Source organism: Brevibacillus invocatus (assembly GCF_003710915.1).
GTDB lineage: Bacteria > Bacillota > Bacilli > Brevibacillales > Brevibacillaceae > Brevibacillus > Brevibacillus invocatus.
The window spans coordinates 60,060-79,031 of record NZ_RHHR01000028.1 but is presented as its reverse complement, the minus strand read 5'-3'; the positions used below and the strand labels follow the sequence as shown (position 1 = coordinate 79,031).

Below are 18,972 nucleotides of genomic sequence, written 5' to 3'. Positions count from 1 at the left end.
TACATTCCAATGTACCAGACTAGTGAAATAGATGTACACGGACAAATTCGCCTTCCATGATTCCTTCCTTGTTCGCAGCTATCTCTACCATACCGTCGCTCTTTACCAAAGTCGAGATCAAGCCTGATTTGCCAAAAACGGGTTGTGCCCACCACTCCTCGCCCCGTTTTTCCAGCTTGACGCGCACGTAATCAGAGCGCCCTACTGCTGAAGGGATATTGCGAGAAATTCGAGCCATAATTCGCTTGTCCAAATGACTGGGGAGAACTCCCTCCAGCTGGGCAATCAACGGAGCAGTAAACAGGTGGAAAATGATCAAAGCAGATGCCGGATGCCCTGGCAGACCCATGATCGGCTTCTCCCCTGCCTTGGCCAATATCGTCGGCTTGCCAGGCTTGATCGAAACACCGTGCACCAGCACTCCAGGATCGCCCAAAGACTGCATCACCCGTTCCGTATAATCGCGTGTACCTACTGAGCTGCCTCCAGACAATAGCAGCAGATCTGCCTGCTGGAACAGCTCCTGTGCTCTCGAAAAAAAGGCGTCGAAATCATCCTGGACGATGCCTCCTTCTATCACCTCTGCTCCACACGCACGTGCCGCTGCTCCTATCGTCATGCTGTTGATATCGCGGATCTCGCCAGGAGCCAGCTCTTGCTTGTCGGAAGGCACAATCTCATCTCCCGTAGACAAGATGGCGACGATTGGGCGGGGATACACGGACACGCTTGTTTTCCCGATCGCTGCCAGCACTCCCAGATCCTGCGGACGAAGACGCTGACCCGCAGCCATAACCAGCTCCCCTGTCTGTACATCGTCTCCTGCCCGAATCATATTTTCACCTGGTGAAACCTGCCGAAAGACATTGAGCAAATCGCCAACTTCCTCGACATGCTCGATCATCACTACGCTATCCGCCCCATCCGGGATCATGCCGCCGGTCGGTATGGCTTGAGCCTGTCCTTCACGCAGAAGAAGCCCAGCTATCTTTCCCATCTCAATTTTCCCTTGTATATCCAAAAAAGCAGGCAACGAATCAGAAGCTCCGTACGTGTCTTTCGCCCGTACTGCGTAACCATCCACCGTTGAACGCGAAAAGTGCGGAACCTGCTCGGCAGAAATCACGTCTTCTGCCAGGACCAAGCCAAGCGCTTCTCCCAGTGGAAGAGTGACCGGCTGACGTACTGGTGCGAATTGCCTGGCAATCACTTCCAACGTCTCGGCGACTGTTTTTACATTGAAGAATTTCATCATCGTCCTCCATTATCTGCAAGCGTGTGCGCGTATGCTTAAAGCTCTAACTTTTTCAACATTCTGATAGTATAATAAAAAGAAAAAGGAGATTTTTCCAATATGAAAGTAAAAGTTTTTGCCAACTTTCGAGAGATCTGTCAGGGAAAATCGGTGGAAGTCCCCTTGGATAACGGTGATCGCGTCATCGACATCATGGAGACTCTGATCCAGATGTATCCTGCACTGGAAGATGAGGTCTTCACACCGGAGCGAACATTCAAACCTTTTGTACATGTATTTATCAACGGTCAAAATATCATCCACGCCCATGGCCTGGAGACTCGTGTCAAGGAAGACGATCAGTTTGCGCTGTTCCCGCCGGTAGCAGGAGGCTGATATGGTCGAACATACGATGGAGCTGCGCGGGATTCGAATCGCTCACCTGATGACGTATCTCATCGAATGCGGAGGTCACGTCGTCGGACAAGTAGGAGATGCTCCTGACAAGGATGCTCTCCCCCTGCTGGTCAGATCAGATCAATGGAGTGCGCAAATCATGCGGGAGGAAACGGTCACCATCACCTCCCGCTTTCACGTCAACGCTGTCTTTATCCATTTTACTTCTGAGGAAGAAGCCGTGCTGTCACGGCTCTTGGAGCGCTTCCGACTCAAGGTAATCCGCGTAGGAGGGTGATATAGTAAGGAAAAAGGTGGAGAATAACTTCCACCTTTTTCCATTTTTGATTATACGATGTTCAATTCCTTCAGCTTGCCTTCTGGAACAACGCCGTCTACCCAGCCGCGCACCTGGTAGTACTCATTCAGCATGAGATCCAGCTGGCTCACATGGCCTGCACTGTTACCAGTAGCTGGCTCTTCCGTAAAGCGCTTCGGCAAATGGTCATCCTCGCGCTTGTTGAAGCCTGCCAGATTGTTGTAGTGGCGCTCCAGGTTGTAGATGCGCTCGCCGATCTTCATGACATCGTCAGCAGTGACCGGAACCCCTGTCATCGCCGAATACTGTTCAGCGTAGTTCTCTGCGTTTTCCGAGAAGGAAGAGAACTTGCAGATGTTCATGGAGTCAGAGAAGGCCAGCATATCCTGGAAGATCATCAAAAGCTCGCCTTTTCCTTCTGGCTTCAGACGATCTGTCGGCATCGGAATGCCTGCGATCTCGCTTGCAACCGTATAACCGCGCAGGTGGCAAGCACCGCGGTTGCTCGTCGCATAGCCTAGACCGATGCCTTGGATTCCGCGTGGATCGTAGGCCGGAATCGCCTGGCCTTTGACGCACATCGCCAGATTCTGATCGCCGAAGTGCTTCGCCGCACGTACGGTACCTTCGGCCAGTACGTCTCCGATGCCTTTGCGGAAGACCATCATCTCAGTCAGCTCGATCATGCGGTCAGCGTCGCCCCAGTCGACTTTTTCCTCTGTCAACCCACGCTCATAAGCCTCCATCATGCAGGAGAGGGTGTTGCCGAGCTCGATCGTATCCATGCCGTGCTCATTGCAGAGGTTGATCAGGTAGGAGATCGGTGCAGCATCGCTGACTCCGCAGTTGGCGCCAAGTGCCCAGCCAGACTCGTACTCGAAGCTCTCCACCCGCGTCTTGTATTTGCCTTCCTTAACCTCTACTTCTTTTTTGCAGGCGACCGGACAGGCGTGGCAGGTGTTGTCCGCGACCAAGAGTGTTGCATTCACGGTCTCCCCGCTGTGTCCCTCTGCACCTTCCCAATGCGTGAACTTGGAGTTCATCGACGGCAGGGCTCCAACTTCATTGATGATATTCGTCAAAACGTTGGTTCCGTATACAGACAGGCCGCCTTTTTTGGGAGCGGTCAAACCGCCTTCCATGATCGCCTTGAGCGCCTTCTGGTTGGCTTTTTTGTACTCCTCGTCCTGTGCTGGCTGCGGCATGTTTCCTTTCTGTGCCGCCTTGATCACGATCGCCTTCAGCTTTTTGTAGCCCGCTACTGCTCCCGTACCGCCACGGCCGGCAGAACGGTCATGCTCGTTCATAAAGCCCGCATAACGCACCAGGTTTTCTCCCGCTTGTCCGATACAGATCACACTCAGGTCTTCTTTGCCATAGCGGTCTTGCATCGCTTTGACGGTCCCTCTCGTTCCCAGACCCCACACGTCACTGGCATCACGCAGCTCTCCCTGGCCATTCTCGATGTACAGATAGACAGGCTTGTCGCTTGCGCCCCTGAAGATGACGTTGTCAATTCCAGCCCATTTGAGGCGTGCGGCAGACCATCCGCCCATGTGGGAATCCGTCACGGTACCCGTCAACGGCGATTTGGTCACCATGCAGAGTCGTCCGCTCATCGACGAGCGCGAACCTGTGACCGGCCCTGTCATCAGACAGAGCATGTTGTCCTCTGAGAACGGTTCGACTTGCGGTCCGTTGTCGTAGACGTATTTGACACCCAGCCCTCTCCCACCGATAAACTTGCGCGCCAGCTCTTCGTTGATCTCCCGATAATCCACAGCGCCTTTAGACAAATCAACCAGTATTTCGCGGTTCTTGAAACCACCCATTTTCACGGCTAGATTCCTCCATTTCTTCATCTACATTGAAAACGCTGACAATGCTTACCAAGTTCGACTTTTTTCTGGGTTTTCCTTCCTATATATCCTGAAAAAACGTGAATATACCTAATTTTACGATAATTTTGTTGCGTCTTGACAAATGGTAAAGTATGTTAATATTAAGCCCAAATCACGTTAAACCAACTTAACCAAACTAGACCGAATTCAACCAAACTATAAAATGGGGAGGTGGCTTTTTGGAAGATGAGTACTTAACACCAGACGAGGTGGCTGTCGAGCTCAAGCTGACTCGCTATACAGTCTATGAAATGATCAAGCGAGGAGAGCTGCCCGCCTCCAAGATAGGACGAGCCTTGCGTATTTTGCGAAGTGACTTGGGCGTGTTCATGCATCGCAACAAATCAAGAGATGAGCTGTATCTTCCTGCTCAGCCTGAGCTTGTCCGGCCCGCCGAGCAGACCTACGAGATCCTTTTTGCTGGGAGTCACGATCTGACGATTGATCTGCTCACCCGTATGCTGGCGAGGCGCGGAACAACCCTGTTGCCGGCATTCTCAGGCAGTCTGGACGGGCTGATCGAGCTGTACAAGGGACGCGTCGAGATGGCTGGCTGTCACTTGCTCGATACCGCCACAGGCGAATACAACCTGCCCCATGTTCGGTGTCTGCTGTCTTTTGACCAGGTGAAGGTCATCAATCTCGTCAACCGCTGGCAGGGCTTGATGGTTCCGAAGGGGAATCCGCGGATGATCACCAGCTGGGAGGAATTGCTGAGCGGGCACCATCGCATCGCAAACAGACAGCGTGGCTCGGGTACTCGGCTGTTATTGGACTACAAAATGCGTCAAATGGAGATCACTCCAGATCGACTGCCTGGCTATGAACAGGAATGCACGACCCATTACGCGACAGCATCCCAGGTCTTGCAGGGAAAAGCTGACGTCGCATTGGGGATTGAAAGCGTTGCCAGAGGACTTGGTCTTGATTTTTTCCCGATTCAGGAGGAGCGTTACGATTTGGTCATTCCGACTCGACTGTTGAGGCAGGAACGCTTTCAAAGCCTCCTGGCCGTATTGCGAGATCCGTCATTCAGACAAGCCGTCGTCGCACAAGGCGGGTACAACGTTTCGCTGACCGGCAAAGAGCTTGCCAGCATTCCTTAGATATTTCGATCTTATTTTGGGAGATGAGAAGATGAAAGTTGCACGCACCGTTTCTTCCTTTTTCTTATTGTCACTAGTCCTGTTGCTCGCTGCCTGTAGCTCCACGCCATCGCTTTCGACCGCCACCCAGCAGGTACCCGCGCCTGAAGCAAGTCCCCCAGCGTCACAGCCGGCTCCCGCTCCTGCACCATCGGCTGAAAACAAAGAAATTGTTCTTGCTACCACGACCAGTACTCAGGATTCAGGATTGCTCGACGCCCTCTTGCCGGAATTTCAAAAACAGTCGGGCATTACCGTCAAAGTCATTGCTGTCGGGACGGGACAAGCTATCAAGCTAGGAGAAGAAGGCAACTCAGATGTCCTCCTCGTTCATTCTCGAAAGGCCGAGGAGGAATTCGTGACCAAGGGCTTCGGCATCAACGCCTACGATGTCATGTACAACCAGTTCTATATCGTGGGTCCAGCTGATGACCCCGCCGGAATCAAAGACGTGCAAAGCGCCAAGGACGCCATGAGCAGGATCGCAGAAAAACAGGCATCTTTTGTCTCGCGCGGCGATGACTCCGGCACAGATAAAAAAGAGAAGAGCATCTGGAGCGAAGCACAGATCAAACCAGAGGGAAGCTGGTACATCTCCTCCGGTCAAGGCATGGGCGAAACCCTGCAGATGGCGGATGAAAAGCGAGCCTATACCTTAACAGACGAAGCCACCTTCCTCTCCCGGAAGCTAAACCTCGAGGTACTGGTTCAAGGAGACAAATCACTCTTGAATCCGTACGGGATCATCCAGGTAAAGTCGTCCACCAAGCCAGAAGAAGGCATGCAGCTAATACAATTTTTCACGGGTGAAATCGGACAGAAGCTGATCGGCGAATTTGGCAAAGAAACGTATGGCAAAGGACTTTTCGTTCCTGATGCCAAGAAACGCTAGGAGCCTTTTCTCATGATGACCCAGGATGTCTGGGAGGTCATTTGGCTCTCCCTGCAAGTCACGACTGTATCGGTTCTGATCGGGATGCTGCTCGGCATTCCGACCGGCACCTTTCTAGGACTATACACGTTTCGCGGCAAGAGACTGGTCGTCGCCCTTATCTATACCTGCATGGGACTGCCTCCCGTTCTGGTCGGTGTCGTCGTCTATATGCTCCTCTCCCGCTACGGACCGCTTGGCGCCTTGGGACTGCTGTTCACTCCGGAAGCGATGATCATCGCACAAATCGTACTGGTGACACCGATTCTCGCGGGGCTGACCATGTCCGCTGTGCAAGCGAAGGAACGCGCCTATTGGGAGACGGCGAAAAGTCTCGGAGCCAGTCCTGTTCAAATGATGCTGACCATCGTCAAGGAGGCTCGGGGAGGAATCTGGTCGGGTGTGGCTGCGGCTTACGGCAGAGCAATCTCGGAAGTCGGAGCGGTGATGCTGGTCGGTGGCAATATCGAACATCATACCCGGGTCATGACGACGGCGATTATTCTGGAGACGCGCACCGGCAACTTTACCGCTGGTCTGCAATTGGGACTCGTGCTCCTGGCCATCAGCTTCCTCTTTAACAGCTTTCTGATGGCCGGTGTTTTGAACCAGATGAGAAACGGGAGGAGGTAAGGGAATGAACCGTGTAGAAGTGCGCAATCTGCAGGTCAGCTACGGAAATAAAACAGTATTGGCTGTGGAGCATGCTTCGTTTGAGCGAGGGAGATTTTACGGAATCGTCGGCCCTAGCGGTGCTGGAAAAAGCACGCTGCTTCGCGTCATCAATCTGTTGGAAAAGCCCGCCTCTGGCTCTCTTCAGCTGTTTGGCGATGAGACAGATTTGACTTCCCTCTCCTACTCGAAAGGTTTGCCTCTCCAGCGGAAAATGGGGTTTGTGGCGCAAAAGCCGTCAATGTTTCACGCTTCTGTCTACGAGAATGTCTCACTAGGGCTGCGCTATCGCAAACGTGAAAAAGCGGAAATTCAAATGCTGGTACAAGAAGCCCTCGATCTGGTCGAGCTGTCACACCTCGCCGACCAACGCGCAAATACGCTGTCTGGCGGCGAGGCCCAACGGATTGCTCTCGCCCGTGCTCTCGTCATCAAGCCCAAGCTGCTCTTGCTCGATGAACCAACAGCCAGTCTCGACCCGTACAATATCTCCATCTTTGAGCGAGTGATCCAGACGTTTCACCGGCAGACGAACACGACGGTACTCATGATTACGCACAATCTGCCTCAAGCCAGACGGCTGGCGCAGACCTGTCTGTTTGTAAATAAAGGACGAATCGTAGAGTGGGCCGATACGGATGCGTTTTTTAACCGCCCCGCTTGCATCGAGCTGCAGGATTTTGTCTCGGGACGCATGATCTGCTGATCTGAGGAAGGAATAGACGATGGATACGGCTGGTATTCCACTCAAATCCTAAGTCGGTGGACATCCTGGGAAACCCAGTGAATCGTAGACTCTTCAACGTGCAAAACCCGTCTCTTCAAAAGGGACGGGTCTGTTATTTCTAGGATAACGCAGGCCATCGTATAGTCATGTCCATTATGCTATGATCTAATCAGGAATTGAAAAAAGGCTGAAAAGGTGGAGGGTTATAATAGAAATAGATAATCACTTAAGTCAACTGAGAGTTGCGAACAAATCAACTACAAAGCAAAAAGTCTTTTCTATCGTCTATGCAATGATTACCGGAGTTATTTTAGGTCTAGCAGCAAAACTTGTGGATAGTCCGGATGTGAAATATATGGATATTCGTTGCCACCCTTGATTTATTTTGATGTTTTGGGTCGGATATTTGGTGGAATGAACGGTGTGTTGTAGGGCCAGATTATTCTGCTGACCTGAGGAAAGGAGTAGACGATGGATACAACTGCACGGTATTCACGCCAGATCCTGTTCTCCCCTATCGGAGCAAAGGGACAAGAGCAGCTGAAGCAAAAGAAGGTGGTAATTGTCGGGATGGGCGCACTCGGAACCGTTCTCGCCAACCACATGGTACGGACAGGAGTGGGTCAGGTCCGATTTATTGACCGTGATTTTGTCGAAGCCAGCAATCTGCAACGTCAAATGCTCTACGACGAGCAGGATGCCAAGGAGCATCTGCCAAAAGCAATTGCTGCTGAGGCCAAGCTGCGAGCGATCAATTCCGGCGTCAGCATTAACGGAATTATTGCGGACCTGCATGCCGGCAATGCTGAAACGCTGCTTCAGGATGCCGATGTAATCCTCGACGGGACGGACAATTTTCAGGTGCGTTACTTGATCAACGATGTAGCGGTCAAGCACCGGATCCCCTGGGTGTACGGCGGTGCTGTCAGCTCTCGCGGGATGTTCGCAGTGATTCGCCCCGGGATCACCCCTTGCTTTCGCTGTCTGTTTCCACACGCTCCTGTCGGCAGAGGTGAAACCTGCGATACCGTGGGCGTGATTGGTCCGATCATCCATATTATCGCCTCCTATCAGGCGACGGAAGCCTTAAAGATATTGATCGAAGCACCCAGTACAATCAACTCCACTCTGGAGCAGTTTGATCTATGGGACAACGACAGGATGGCGATGGACATTTCTCAGGGTAAAAATCCTTCATGTCCAGCCTGCGCACAGCGAAGGTTTGACTATTTGGAGCTGCATGGAGCGGGAGGAGAAACAGAGGAATTCGTCTCCCTGTGCGGCAGAGACATGATCCAGATCAGTCCCCTTCACCACCGCGCTGTCGATTTTGGCGTGCTTGCCGAGCGCTTCGCCCCGCTCGGAAGCGTAGAGCAGAATCGCTTCTTGCTGCGCTTTCACGTCGACAATCACACCTTGGTTTTCTTCGCGGACGGTCGTGTCCTCGTGCAAGGGACTTCGGAAATAGCAGTCGCGAGGTCGCTGTACGCGAAATATGTAGGGCATTGAGGGAGACTTCATGACAGGCAAACAGAAAAAGAGGCTGATCCTTTCGTCCGAAGACGTAGGAATCAGCCTATTCTTTTCCCTTTTACTGTCCTGCTATTACAGAAGGAAGCGAGTCATGCTTCTCCTGTTCTGCCTGTTGTCGCTTCTCCCACATGCGTTGACCCTGATGGAAGAATGGGAAGGCAATGAAGGTGAGCAGCATGAGGATGCCAAAAATAAGCGGTCCTTGTCCAAAGCCTAATGTACCGAGCAGGATTCCTCCGAGCCAAGCGCACAAGCTCTGCCCGATAAATGCAAATCCCCCTGCACCGTAATAAGCTCCTCTCAAATGATCGGGAGCAATTTCCCCAATCAGCACATCGCCAATGACGAAGCACAGAATTTCTCCTATTGTAAACAGCACCATGGACAAGGCAAGCAGGTATAAGCTCTCAAAGATGCCAAAGCCAAAAAGACCGATCCCAAACAAGAGGCAGCCCGCTTTTAAAGATGTCAACGCAGAAAAACGCTTCATCAGCTTTCCTAATGGATACTGGAACACCAGCACAGACAAGGTATTGACTACGAACAGAAACGAATACGCCTCCACCCGGTCGTGACCAATGTATTGGGACAGTGTAGTATCCAAGTGGGAATAGGCCCCTGCCACGAAAACATTGCCCAGCAGAAAATACAGAAATACTTTATCCGTAAAAACGATTTGCACCATTTGCTTCATTGGAACATTCGTCGTTTTTTCCGGAATACCGTGCGTAAAGATGAGCATGAAAATGATCAATAGCACGGTATACAAAACGAAAATGCTCGCACTCACCATAAACGGCAAAAACGATGACGATCCGCCAACACCAAGCTTTAGCCCTACGAGCGGTCCTATGGCTCCGCCGATGTTAATCGCGAAGTAGCGTGCGTTAAAAGCGTCTGAACGCCGTTCAGCCGGTGTGACATCTGCAAGCAATGCACGTGACGTCGGTTCGAATACGCTTCGGCAAAGACCGTTGCAAGCACTGAGCACGAAGAACATCCAGGTAGCGTCCGCTATCGCAAAACCTGCAAAAACGAGACTCCAAACCCCCATCGAAACGATCATCACCGGGTATCTGCCGAAGCGATCTGACAGTGCCCCCCCGAAAAAGCTGCTGATTGTTCCTGCCAGCAGGCTCACCGCTAAAATGGCGCCGATCGTGGCAGGGTCTATTCCCTTTACCTTCCCCAAGTAAATACCCAAAAACGGGATGGTCATGAAAAAGCCTGTGCGGGATAAAAAGGTACCCACGATGATTCCCCAGGCAACCGGATGGAAGGAGCCGCGCTTCCCTGTTATTTTTCGATCCGTTCGCATTTGTGTCATCCTCTTCTTTCTCTCCACATCCCATGTGCAGGTTTGGTCTTGATGCTTTCATTATCCTCTATCCATAAAGGGACAAAAAGTGTATGATTCCACCAAAACCGTTCACCTTTTACGAAGAAATGGGGAATTGACGTGCAAATTGTGCTGCATTATTTGGAGCTTTCTCTTTTCTTCCGGGACCAATCTTCTTCTGTTCAGACTCCCCTCCCCGTAACGGTCGAGAAGCTGTCAGGCGTGTGGCATTGCACGCCGCGCTACGTCAAACTGATCGTCCGCAAGCTCTGTGATCTGAATTGGATTGACTGGCAAGCCGGAAAAGGGCGTGGGCACTCATCCGTTTTGACGATGCGAAAGGATGCAGATGAACTGCTCCAGGAAGTGGCCAGAAGCAGAGTCGAGCAAGGGGAAGTAAGGGAAGCGATGAATTTGATGAGCCGTTTTGGCACGGCTGTGGTCAAAAAGCGATTTATGGAATGGTTGTCCCAAGGAATGGGCTTTTCTACAAAAACGGTGTCTGATCGACTTCAGGATACGCTACGATTGCCTGTTTACCGGGCCATCTATACACTTGACCCCGCAAACGTATATTACGCTTTCGATTGTCACATGACGAGCCAGATATTCAACACACTTGTGGAATACGATCATGCGAGCAAAACGATCGTCCCATGCATGGCTCATTCCTGGGAAGTCAGTCAGGATGCCCGCGAATGGATCTTTCACTTGAAAAAAGGGATTTTGTTTCACCATGAGCGAGAGTTGACGGCTCATGACGTCGTATACTCGCTCAATCGGTTTCGATTGAATCCAAAGCGCTATCCAGCCAGCTGGATGTTTCAGGATGTCGAGCAACTAGAAGCCATCGACCCTAAAACTGTCCGCATTCATTTGCAAAAGCCGAATTATTTCTTTTTGCGTTTTTTGTGTGCGGTCTATGCCAGTATCGTTCCTGAAGAAATTGCGCAGAAGGAAGGAACGGATTTTTCCAAGCAACCGATTGGAACAGGGTCCTTTCGCTTGGTGCAACGCGATGACGGGATCTGTATTCTCGAGGCCTTCTCCTCCCATTTCCGCGGCAGACCGCTTCTGGACCGGGTCGAAGTGTTGATCCTGCCAGAAATGGATGAGGGCTGCCTGAAGGAACCAGACTGGACCTCCGTCAGAACATCACATGGCGATACTTCCATCCATTCCGCGGAACTTGCAGACGATTGGTGCGGAAGTGAAACCGTCGAATCGTGCTCCACTTTGCTCGTCTTCAACCAGTGGAAATCCGGGCCGCAGAACCATCGTGGTTTCCGGGAAGCTCTTCATCACATTCTGGATCGCAGACAAATGATTGAAGATTTGCAAGACAACCTGATGCTGCCATATCCAGCGAAGGGCTCTCGCACCCCGCTTTCGGAATCCGAACCCGTGACGGAAGACGGTTTACCCGATATCGATGCCCTCCTTGCTTCCAGCGGGTACCAAGGAGAGCCCTTTCACTTGACGACAAACACCCAATGCCAGCCAGAGGCTGAGTGGATCCAGCAACGCTGTCAGTCGTTTGGGATCCATGTGGTCATTCAAGTCGATAACGCCATTCACGCCCCGATCCATTCCGCCTATGACGCTCGATTGTTTGGATTTGTCAGCAATATGGATGACGAGAGCCTGCTGGAGGCGTATCAGCAAGAAAACTACTTGCTGCCTGCCTTTGATGAGGAGATGAAGACAACCGTGAACGAGCTGGTGCAGTCCATCATGCGCGATCCGAATGAAAGGGAGCAAAAACGAAAGCTTGCTGATTTGGAAGAACACATCAGAGAAACGCATTCCATCCTGTTTCTGGTCTGCAAGAAAAGCAGCGCTTCTTATCATAAATCCGTTCGTGGTGTAACGATCAACTCCTATGGCTGGATCGACTTCCACAAGATTTGGTTTCAGCCGCAAGCATTGCGCAGCACCTAGTACAAATAGGGCCATCCCTTCTTACGAAGGAATAGCCCTGTTTTCTATACGTCGAGATTTACTTCATTTCGTTGATTTCTGTACGGATTTTTTCGATAAAGGCTTCAACTGACATCGCGCCTTCATCACCTACACCGCGACGGCGTACAGACAATGTGCCTTCCGCCATTTCTTTTTCCCCGATTACCAAGCTGTACGGGATTTTTTGCACCTGTGCTTCACGGATTTTGTAGCCGATTTTTTCGCTGCGTGCATCCAGCTCAACGCGGATACCAGCTTGCAGCATTTTTTCCTTCGCTTGTTCTGCGTACGACACATGAACTTCGTTGATGGTCATGATGCGAGCTTGAATCGGTGTCAGCCAGGTTGGGAATGCGCCTGCATAGTGCTCGATCAGGATACCGATAAAGCGCTCCATCGATCCGTACATGGCACGGTGCAGAACGACTGGGCGATGCTTTTCGTTGTCCTGGCCAATGTAGGACAGATCGAATTTCTCAGGCATCTGGAAGTCGAGCTGGATGGTACCGCATTGATGGCGGCGTTTGAGCGCATCCGTAATCTGGAAGTCAATCTTCGGACCGTAGAATGCTCCGTCGCCTTCTTTCACTTCATACGGCATGCCGGCATCTTCCAGCACTTTTTTCAGGGAGCTTTCTGCTGCTTCCCACAGCTCGTCGGAGCCCATCGAATCCTCTGGACGAGTGGAGAGGGCTACGCTGTATTCGAAACCGAACACTTTGTATATAGAATCGATCAGCTTGATCATGCTTTTGATTTCGCTTTCGATCTGGTCAGGCCGCACGAATACGTGGGCGTCATCCTGGCAGAAGGTGCGAACCCGCAGCATTCCGTTCAATGCACCAGAAAACTCGTGGCGGTGAACCTGACCGAACTCGGAGTAGCGAATTGGCAGATCGCGGTAGGAATGCATGGTGTTTTTATAGATCATCATATGACCTGGGCAGTTCATTGGCTTGAGCGCGTAGGTCGTATCATCTACCTCAGAGAAGTACATGTTCTCATGGTAGTGATCCCAGTGACCGGAATTCTGCCAGAGGCGTTGGTTCATGATGAACGGCGTGCGTACCTCTGTGTATTGTGCCAGCTGCTGCAGACGGCGGGAGAATTGCTCCAGCTCATTGCGTACAGTAAAGCCGTTTGGCAGGTAGAAAGGCATGCCTGGCGCTTCCTCGGAGAACATGAACAGCTCCAGCTCTTTCCCCAGCTTGCGGTGGTCGCGTTTTTTCGCTTCCTCGATGAAATGGAGGTACTCATCCAGCTCTGCTTTTTTCGGCCAAGCTGTTCCATATACGCGCTGGAGTACCTGGTTATCCGAATTTCCGCGCCAGTAAGCACCTGCTACGCTCATCAGCTTGAACGCTTTGATAAAGCCAGTGGATGGCAAGTGAGGACCACGACAAAGGTCGAAGAATTCACCTTGCTCATACAGGGTAATGGTCGAGTCTTCCGGCAGATCACGGATCAGCTCCAGCTTCAGGTGATCATTCAGTCCTTGGAAGATTTCAGTCGCTTCGTCACGGCTTACTACCTTGCGACGGATCGGCAGGTCTTCCTTCACGATTTTCTCCATCTCTGCTTCGATCTTGCTCAGATCTTCTGGAGAGAGGGAAACCGGGATGTCCATATCGTAGTAAAAACCATCCTCGATCACCGGACCGATACCGAATTTCACTTCTTTGCCGTAAATGCGTTTGACAGCTTGAGCCAACAAGTGAGCTGTACTGTGACGATATACTTCCAGTCCGTCTGCAGAATCAAGAGTGACGATCTCGATAGCCGCATCTTCATCCAGAGCGGTATACAGGTCTACTACTTTGCCGTCTTTTTTTCCGGCTACTGCTTTCTTTTTCAGGCTTGCACTGATGGAGCCTGCGATTTCTTCGATTGTAATTCCAGCGTCATACTGACGGACTGCACCGTCTGGAAAAGTAACATTGATCTGAGCCACGATTCATTCTTCCTTCCTCATTGAAAATAAAAAAACACCCATCCCAAAAAGGGACGAGTGTTGACTCGCGGTACCACCCTACTTCGAGCTTGTTCGAGATATGGCAAACAAACTCCTTCGTTCCAATAACGGCTTTTCACCGGCTTGCCGTTAATAGAAGACCAAGCTTCGTTCCCGGCAGCTACTTGAAGGGGGTAGATCAATACGCGTTCGCAGCGAGCTTCCAGCCAATGTCTCGCCTCTCTAGAGCGCCCTGCATACCGTCCATGTCCTTCTCATCGTATTTGCATTCATGTGAACTTATAGTTGTTATTATAGTTTAGACGGATTATGCACGTCAAGTACGCGTCTCCCCGCCAGACAAAGCTGACACGAGTGACAGGTGCTCAGGCGGTTATCAAAAATGCTGCGAATGGTCTGGGTCAGCCCAGGTTTGTCCGACGCCATATGAAGGACGATCCGCTGCGGAGCCAGTGTAACGAGCGCACTCACCAGATAATCCTCATCGCGGCAATTTTGTTCCTCCATGTTGAGCACCGAATCCAGTTGATCCATCCATAGTCGATTTCCTTTTTCGTCATAAAGATGGAAGGGTTTGTCCACACTAGGAACGATGTGTACCACTTCCTGCTTGATATCCTGTACGGCAATAAAATAGCGCAGCAGTTCTACGAATTCCTCGTACTGCTTTTCTTCAAGGTATTCATCAATTCCCGTCTCGACCAGTTCAAACAGTTCATTCCAGTGATCTTGAAGACGGAAGCGGACAAATCCGAGCATATTTATCGATCTCTCCGTTTCCAGATAGTCAAACGCCTTCCGATACACTTTGGCTTTTCGCGTCGTCGGGGTAAACCAATTGCCGTCATCCTTGTCCGACTCCTGGCAAAGGCGCATGATATAGGGAAGCATCTCATCCCAAGCCATTTCCAGCTGTTCAGCTTGCAAGAGATCTGTCGCCATTTCTTCGATGACTTCCGGTTCTTTAATCTGCATGACCCACTCCGCCATCGTCAATGCGACAAAGGCTCTGGCCCAGTCGATGGTTTGCGCGTCGTATTCCTGCTCGCACCAGCTCTGGAAGTGGAACAGATGTAGACCATCCTGTTCCTGCTCCTTGTATGTGATGCGCACAGGTGCAGTATTTACCCGTTCGGTCATCTCTTTGACAATATCCCGATACGTGTCACTAATCGCAGGGATATTTTCCAGCCATACACGGAATGTCTGCATAACCATCCCCCCAACCGCAATTGTAGTTACAGTATATGTCCCGTGAGGAGCGATATACTTTTAAACGGTTGGAAACAGGTTCAAGGTTGCAGTATGGTCTGCCATATTAGGGATGCAATTTATGGAAGGGATACAAACACTGCGCTTGGGAAGAACGCAAAAGCTCAAGCTTTGTGCTCCAGCTTGCCCGGCTAGTGACTGATGGCCAGATCCACCTAAACGGGTAGCAAAAATGAAAAGCCTCTGCAGGATACCGGGAGCTTCCGGTTCTTTGCAAAGGCTTTTATCATGAATCCTGCTCAATTTGCTAGTTCTGCATGACGAAATCTTTCTCCGCCATTTCCCCATCCTTGAATACGCGCAAAATGTCGTATTGCGTGTTGCGCTGAGCCGGAATTTTACCTGCCCCGCGGATCAAGTCCAGGATTTGGTTGGTGTTGACCTTGTAGGTACAAGCAGCGGCGGATACGACGTTTTCTTCCATCATGGTCTGTCCGAAATCATTGGCTCCATAAGACAAGGACAGTTGGCCATATTCAGGTCCCATCGTCACCCAGGAGGCTTGCAGATTCTCTACATTATCCAGCATCAATCGGGCAATCGCCAGCGATTTCAGATACTCCTCAGGCGTGTTGTTGACCGCCTTCATGTTGGTGTTGTCCGGTTGGAAGGTCCAGACGATGAAGGCTTTGAAACCGCCTGTCTCATCCTGTGCATCACGAATGCGCATCAAGGAAAGGACGCGCTCCTCCATCTCTTCTCCAAAGCCGATCACCATTGTTGCTGTACCAGGCAGACCTGCGCGATGCGCTGCTTTTTGCGTGTCGATCCATTCTGTCCAGGAACCTTTCAATCTGGAAATCTTGCGGCGTGTGCGGTCGTCCAAAATCTCACCGCCAGCACCTGGCAAGGAGTCGAGACCCGCTGCTTTCAGCTCTCTGAGCACATCCTCCACAGTCATCTTGGAGACTTCCGCGATTTTCAGAACCTCCGCTACAGACAGCGAGTGCATGGTAATTTGCGGAAAGCGCTTTTTGATGTCTCGCAGCAGATCTGTGTAGTAGTCCAGCTTCAGATCTGGGTTGGTACCGCCTTGCATCAGGATTTCAGTACCGCCTACATCAACGGTCTCCTGAATTTTTTGGAAAATGGTTTCTTTCGGAAGAACATAACCTTCAGCTGAGCCTGGCGCACGATAAAATGCACAAAAACGGCAATACGTGTCACAGACGTTGGTATAGTTGACGTTGCGGCTGATGACAAAAGTAGCGATAGGATCTGGATGCCATTTTTGCATGATCAGGTTGGCATAATGGCCCATTTTTTCGATCTGATCGCTCTCAAACAAAGCCAATCCATCTTCAAGACCCAGGCGTTCCCCTGCGAGGGCCCGTTCCAATATGTTGTCGATCATCAGGATCACTCCTTGATTACTACGTTCATTGTCCACAGCACATCATATCATATCTCATGGTACCCGGCTATAGCTGAGGGGTAGTCGGAAACACCTGCAAACAAAAACAACCCTGCCACAGGCAAGGTTGTGCGATGTATCCACGCAATCTCTTATTCAAATCCGATCTGTTCATACACTTCAGCATCCCAATAAATAACAGACTGTGCGAGTGGCAAATTGGTTTCGCGCGCTCCATTAGGTTGACCGTTGAAATAAATAATCTCAGTCACGGAAACACGTTCTCCCCGAACGTCAATTTCCCCGGACAGTTGCAGACTTTTTCCATCTGGCGAATAGAAGATCACTTTCCCCGATCCTAGTGTTTTCATGGTTCCTCCCAAGAACGTTTGTCTTTCTCTTTATAGTAGTGGATATTCTTTCCTAACGTCAATGGGATACACGTGACTTATTAACCAAGATCCAGATCAGGCGATACAGATTTCTTACGACCCCGAGGCTGTTTCGTCTCTGCTTGATGGGTCAAAGTTCCCAACGGATCCGTGCCTTCTGTATGTAACCCATCTGCGATCATACTCGTATTTTCAAGTGAAGGATTTAATTGCTCGCGATAGGCTGGAGAAGAAAAGAGATGACTAGCATTCACAGGCGTTGGCTCTGAGACGGGTTGCTGAGCCGGATAATTCTGTGTTCCTCTCGCCAATTGCTCGGAAATACTGCCTGTCTCCATCGGACGAGATGGTGCTGGTGCGGATGGTGGAACGGAGTCAGGGACAGTCGGAGTTAAGGGTTGGTAGGCTCGCATCAGCTGCGCATTGGTACTCTCAGAAAGAACAGCAAGCGGATAATACCCCTTGCGCTCCATGTACTTCCATACTTCATAAGCCTGGTGCGAACAATTTACTGCTCCTTGCAGCAGCATGTCGCGAATCTGAGGATGGCTCGCCTCCAAGGCTGCACTCATTTTTGCTTTGGCGCTTGCTTTATGAATCCCGAGCAAAGCTGCTGCTACATCCGAGTCGTCTACTTGAGCGCTGTGTGCATGGGAGTGCTGGAGAGTAGAGGTATGCGGTTGATGCATGCCATGGATGGCGGCTTGAGTGGCCTGACGACGAGGACGGTACGGCAAGCTTTCACCTGCACCCAGTCCTTGCACGGTATGAACCATGCTGTTGTACGCTTGCTGCATGAAGCTCATCTGATGGTTAAGGAGCTGCCTCAGCTCATCGTCGGCTACGTGGGCAGCGTATAGCTGCATGGTATGGATCGCGTTCAAAGCTCCGTTCAATACCTCGTGAAGTTCGATGATCTCATGGGCACCGTAAGGATGTGTGTACTTCACCTGTATTTCCTCCTTCATTCCTGGCTCTCGCCTATATCGCGCTGGGATCTAACCTGCGAGCGAATGGCGGGGATGGACATGCTGATGGACAATCTCTATCAGTATGTCCGAAAGCTTTCTGTCCTAGAAGTAAGACGAAAGGTGAAATCAGTACCTTGACTGTGCTATCATTAGTAGAGATATTTGGACGGTCTTTGTTAGGGACGTAAATCATAGTACTATAACAGAGGAACCCCCTTAAGGAGATGCCCATGTTTGAACAGTTGACACAATTTTTTATGGATTATGGAATTTGGGGATTATTTATTGTCTCCTTCTTAGACTCGTTCATTCTCCCGATCCCGCCTTTCTTCATTCAGATCGGCTTGAGCCTGATTGAACCGGAATCAGCCCTGCGTATTGCCACACTTGCATTCATTGGCTCTGTGCTGGGTGCGCCAGTTGGATACATATTGGGAAAATGGCTGGGAAAGCCGATCCTCCAAAAAATCCTGCCGGAAAAATGGACGGCCTTGGCGACCGAGCAATTTGCCAAAAACGGGGATGCCGCTGTACTCATCGGTTCATTTACCCCTATCCCCTTCAAAATGTTTACCGTGCTTAGCGGCGTATTCAACTACTCCATCGTCAAGCTGATGCTGTTTGCCATTTTAGGCCGAGGATTGAAGTTTTATCTGATCGGTACCTTGTTCTACCTCTATGGGCGCCATGCAAAAGTCCTCCTCGACGAATACCTGGAGATCACCCTTCTTGGCATCGCTGTCGTGGTCGCGATCATCTGGTTTATCTGGAATAGACGAAGAAAAAAACGCAACCAAAAATAGAGTACTTTTAGCGTCCGCTGGCCTATGGCTTTCGGACGCTTCATTTTTC

17 protein-coding genes are annotated in these 18,972 nt (G+C 50.8%); 9 read left to right on the top strand and 8 right to left on the bottom strand.

Annotated features, from left to right (window positions below; translation table 11 throughout):
- Positions 1 to 19 precede the first annotated feature (19 nt).
- The gene (locus EDM52_RS15075; protein ID WP_122909802.1) at positions 20 to 1,252 is read right to left on the bottom strand and encodes a molybdopterin molybdotransferase MoeA; all 1,233 of its coding nucleotides are present in this window, start codon (positions 1,250 to 1,252) and stop codon (positions 20 to 22) included.
- Between the two features lie 102 nt (positions 1,253 to 1,354).
- Between EDM52_RS15075 and EDM52_RS15070 the strand changes: the two genes are divergently transcribed.
- Together EDM52_RS15070 and EDM52_RS15065 are read left to right on the top strand one after the other, a co-directional pair.
- A complete protein-coding gene (locus tag EDM52_RS15070; RefSeq protein WP_122909801.1) occupies positions 1,355 to 1,630 on the top strand; it encodes a ubiquitin-like small modifier protein 1 in 276 nt (91 codons plus the stop codon).
- A gap of 1 nt (position 1,631) precedes the next feature.
- Positions 1,632 to 1,928 (top strand): MoaD-like domain-containing protein, encoded by a 297-nt coding sequence (locus EDM52_RS15065; RefSeq protein WP_122909800.1) that lies wholly within the window; start codon positions 1,632 to 1,634, stop codon positions 1,926 to 1,928.
- A gap of 50 nt (positions 1,929 to 1,978) precedes the next feature.
- Here the strand turns inward: EDM52_RS15065 and EDM52_RS15060 are convergent, their stop codons facing one another.
- Entirely contained in the window at positions 1,979 to 3,787 is a 1,809-nt protein-coding gene (locus EDM52_RS15060; protein WP_122909799.1) for an aldehyde ferredoxin oxidoreductase family protein, read from the bottom strand.
- A 242-nt stretch (positions 3,788 to 4,029) separates the two neighbouring features.
- On the opposite strand from EDM52_RS15060, the gene EDM52_RS15055 reads away from it, so the two are divergent.
- The 5 genes from EDM52_RS15055 to EDM52_RS15035 all read left to right on the top strand — a co-directional run bounded on the left by EDM52_RS15055 (position 4,030) and on the right by EDM52_RS15035 (position 8,834).
- Positions 4,030 to 4,956, top strand: a complete 927-nt coding sequence (locus tag EDM52_RS15055) for a helix-turn-helix transcriptional regulator (RefSeq protein WP_122909798.1) — start codon at positions 4,030 to 4,032, stop codon at positions 4,954 to 4,956.
- 31 nt (positions 4,957 to 4,987) lie between these two features.
- Positions 4,988 to 5,887: an ABC transporter substrate-binding protein gene (locus EDM52_RS15050; protein ID WP_122909797.1), complete on the top strand. Its 900-nt coding sequence runs from the start codon at positions 4,988 to 4,990 to the stop codon at positions 5,885 to 5,887.
- 12 nt (positions 5,888 to 5,899) lie between these two features.
- Positions 5,900 to 6,559 carry an ABC transporter permease gene (locus tag EDM52_RS15045; protein ID WP_122909796.1) on the top strand — a complete coding sequence of 220 codons (660 nt, stop codon included), beginning with the start codon at positions 5,900 to 5,902 and terminating at the stop codon, positions 6,557 to 6,559.
- Between the two features lie 4 nt (positions 6,560 to 6,563).
- Entirely contained in the window at positions 6,564 to 7,304 is a 741-nt protein-coding gene (locus EDM52_RS15040) for an ABC transporter ATP-binding protein (protein WP_122909795.1), read from the top strand.
- A gap of 492 nt (positions 7,305 to 7,796) precedes the next feature.
- Positions 7,797 to 8,834 (top strand): ThiF family adenylyltransferase, encoded by a 1,038-nt coding sequence (locus tag EDM52_RS15035; protein WP_122909794.1) that lies wholly within the window; start codon positions 7,797 to 7,799, stop codon positions 8,832 to 8,834.
- Between the two features lie 82 nt (positions 8,835 to 8,916).
- Here EDM52_RS15035 and EDM52_RS15030 read toward each other — a convergent pair whose 3' ends face one another.
- On the bottom strand, positions 8,917 to 10,185 hold the full coding sequence (locus tag EDM52_RS15030) for an MDR family MFS transporter (RefSeq protein ID WP_245996948.1): 1,269 nt from the start codon (positions 10,183 to 10,185) through the stop codon (positions 8,917 to 8,919).
- A gap of 132 nt (positions 10,186 to 10,317) precedes the next feature.
- On the opposite strand from EDM52_RS15030, the gene EDM52_RS15025 reads away from it, so the two are divergent.
- Positions 10,318 to 12,138 (top strand): ABC transporter substrate-binding protein, encoded by a 1,821-nt coding sequence (locus EDM52_RS15025; RefSeq protein WP_122909792.1) that lies wholly within the window; start codon positions 10,318 to 10,320, stop codon positions 12,136 to 12,138.
- Positions 12,139 to 12,196: 58 nt separating this feature from the next.
- On the opposite strand, the gene thrS is transcribed toward EDM52_RS15025, so the two are convergent.
- From thrS to EDM52_RS15000, 5 genes are all read right to left on the bottom strand, one after another.
- Positions 12,197 to 14,110, bottom strand: a complete 1,914-nt coding sequence (gene thrS, locus EDM52_RS15020) for a threonine--tRNA ligase (protein WP_122909791.1) — start codon at positions 14,108 to 14,110, stop codon at positions 12,197 to 12,199.
- 312 nt (positions 14,111 to 14,422) lie between these two features.
- Positions 14,423 to 15,343, bottom strand: coding sequence for a putative sporulation protein YtxC (gene ytxC / locus EDM52_RS15015; RefSeq protein ID WP_122909790.1), 921 nt, complete (start codon positions 15,341 to 15,343; stop codon positions 14,423 to 14,425).
- A 307-nt stretch (positions 15,344 to 15,650) separates the two neighbouring features.
- Positions 15,651 to 16,757, bottom strand: a complete 1,107-nt coding sequence (gene mqnC / locus EDM52_RS15010) for a cyclic dehypoxanthinyl futalosine synthase (protein WP_122909789.1) — start codon at positions 16,755 to 16,757, stop codon at positions 15,651 to 15,653.
- A 152-nt stretch (positions 16,758 to 16,909) separates the two neighbouring features.
- Positions 16,910 to 17,128 (bottom strand): hypothetical protein, encoded by a 219-nt coding sequence (locus tag EDM52_RS15005; RefSeq protein ID WP_122909788.1) that lies wholly within the window; start codon positions 17,126 to 17,128, stop codon positions 16,910 to 16,912.
- An 80-nt stretch (positions 17,129 to 17,208) separates the two neighbouring features.
- Complete coding sequence (locus tag EDM52_RS15000) at positions 17,209 to 18,099, bottom strand: spore coat protein (protein ID WP_183185122.1); 891 nt, start codon at positions 18,097 to 18,099, stop codon at positions 17,209 to 17,211.
- Between the two features lie 251 nt (positions 18,100 to 18,350).
- Between EDM52_RS15000 and EDM52_RS14995 the strand changes: the two genes are divergently transcribed.
- Positions 18,351 to 18,923, top strand: coding sequence for a YqaA family protein (locus EDM52_RS14995; RefSeq protein ID WP_122909786.1), 573 nt, complete (start codon positions 18,351 to 18,353; stop codon positions 18,921 to 18,923).
- Positions 18,924 to 18,972 lie beyond the last annotated feature (49 nt).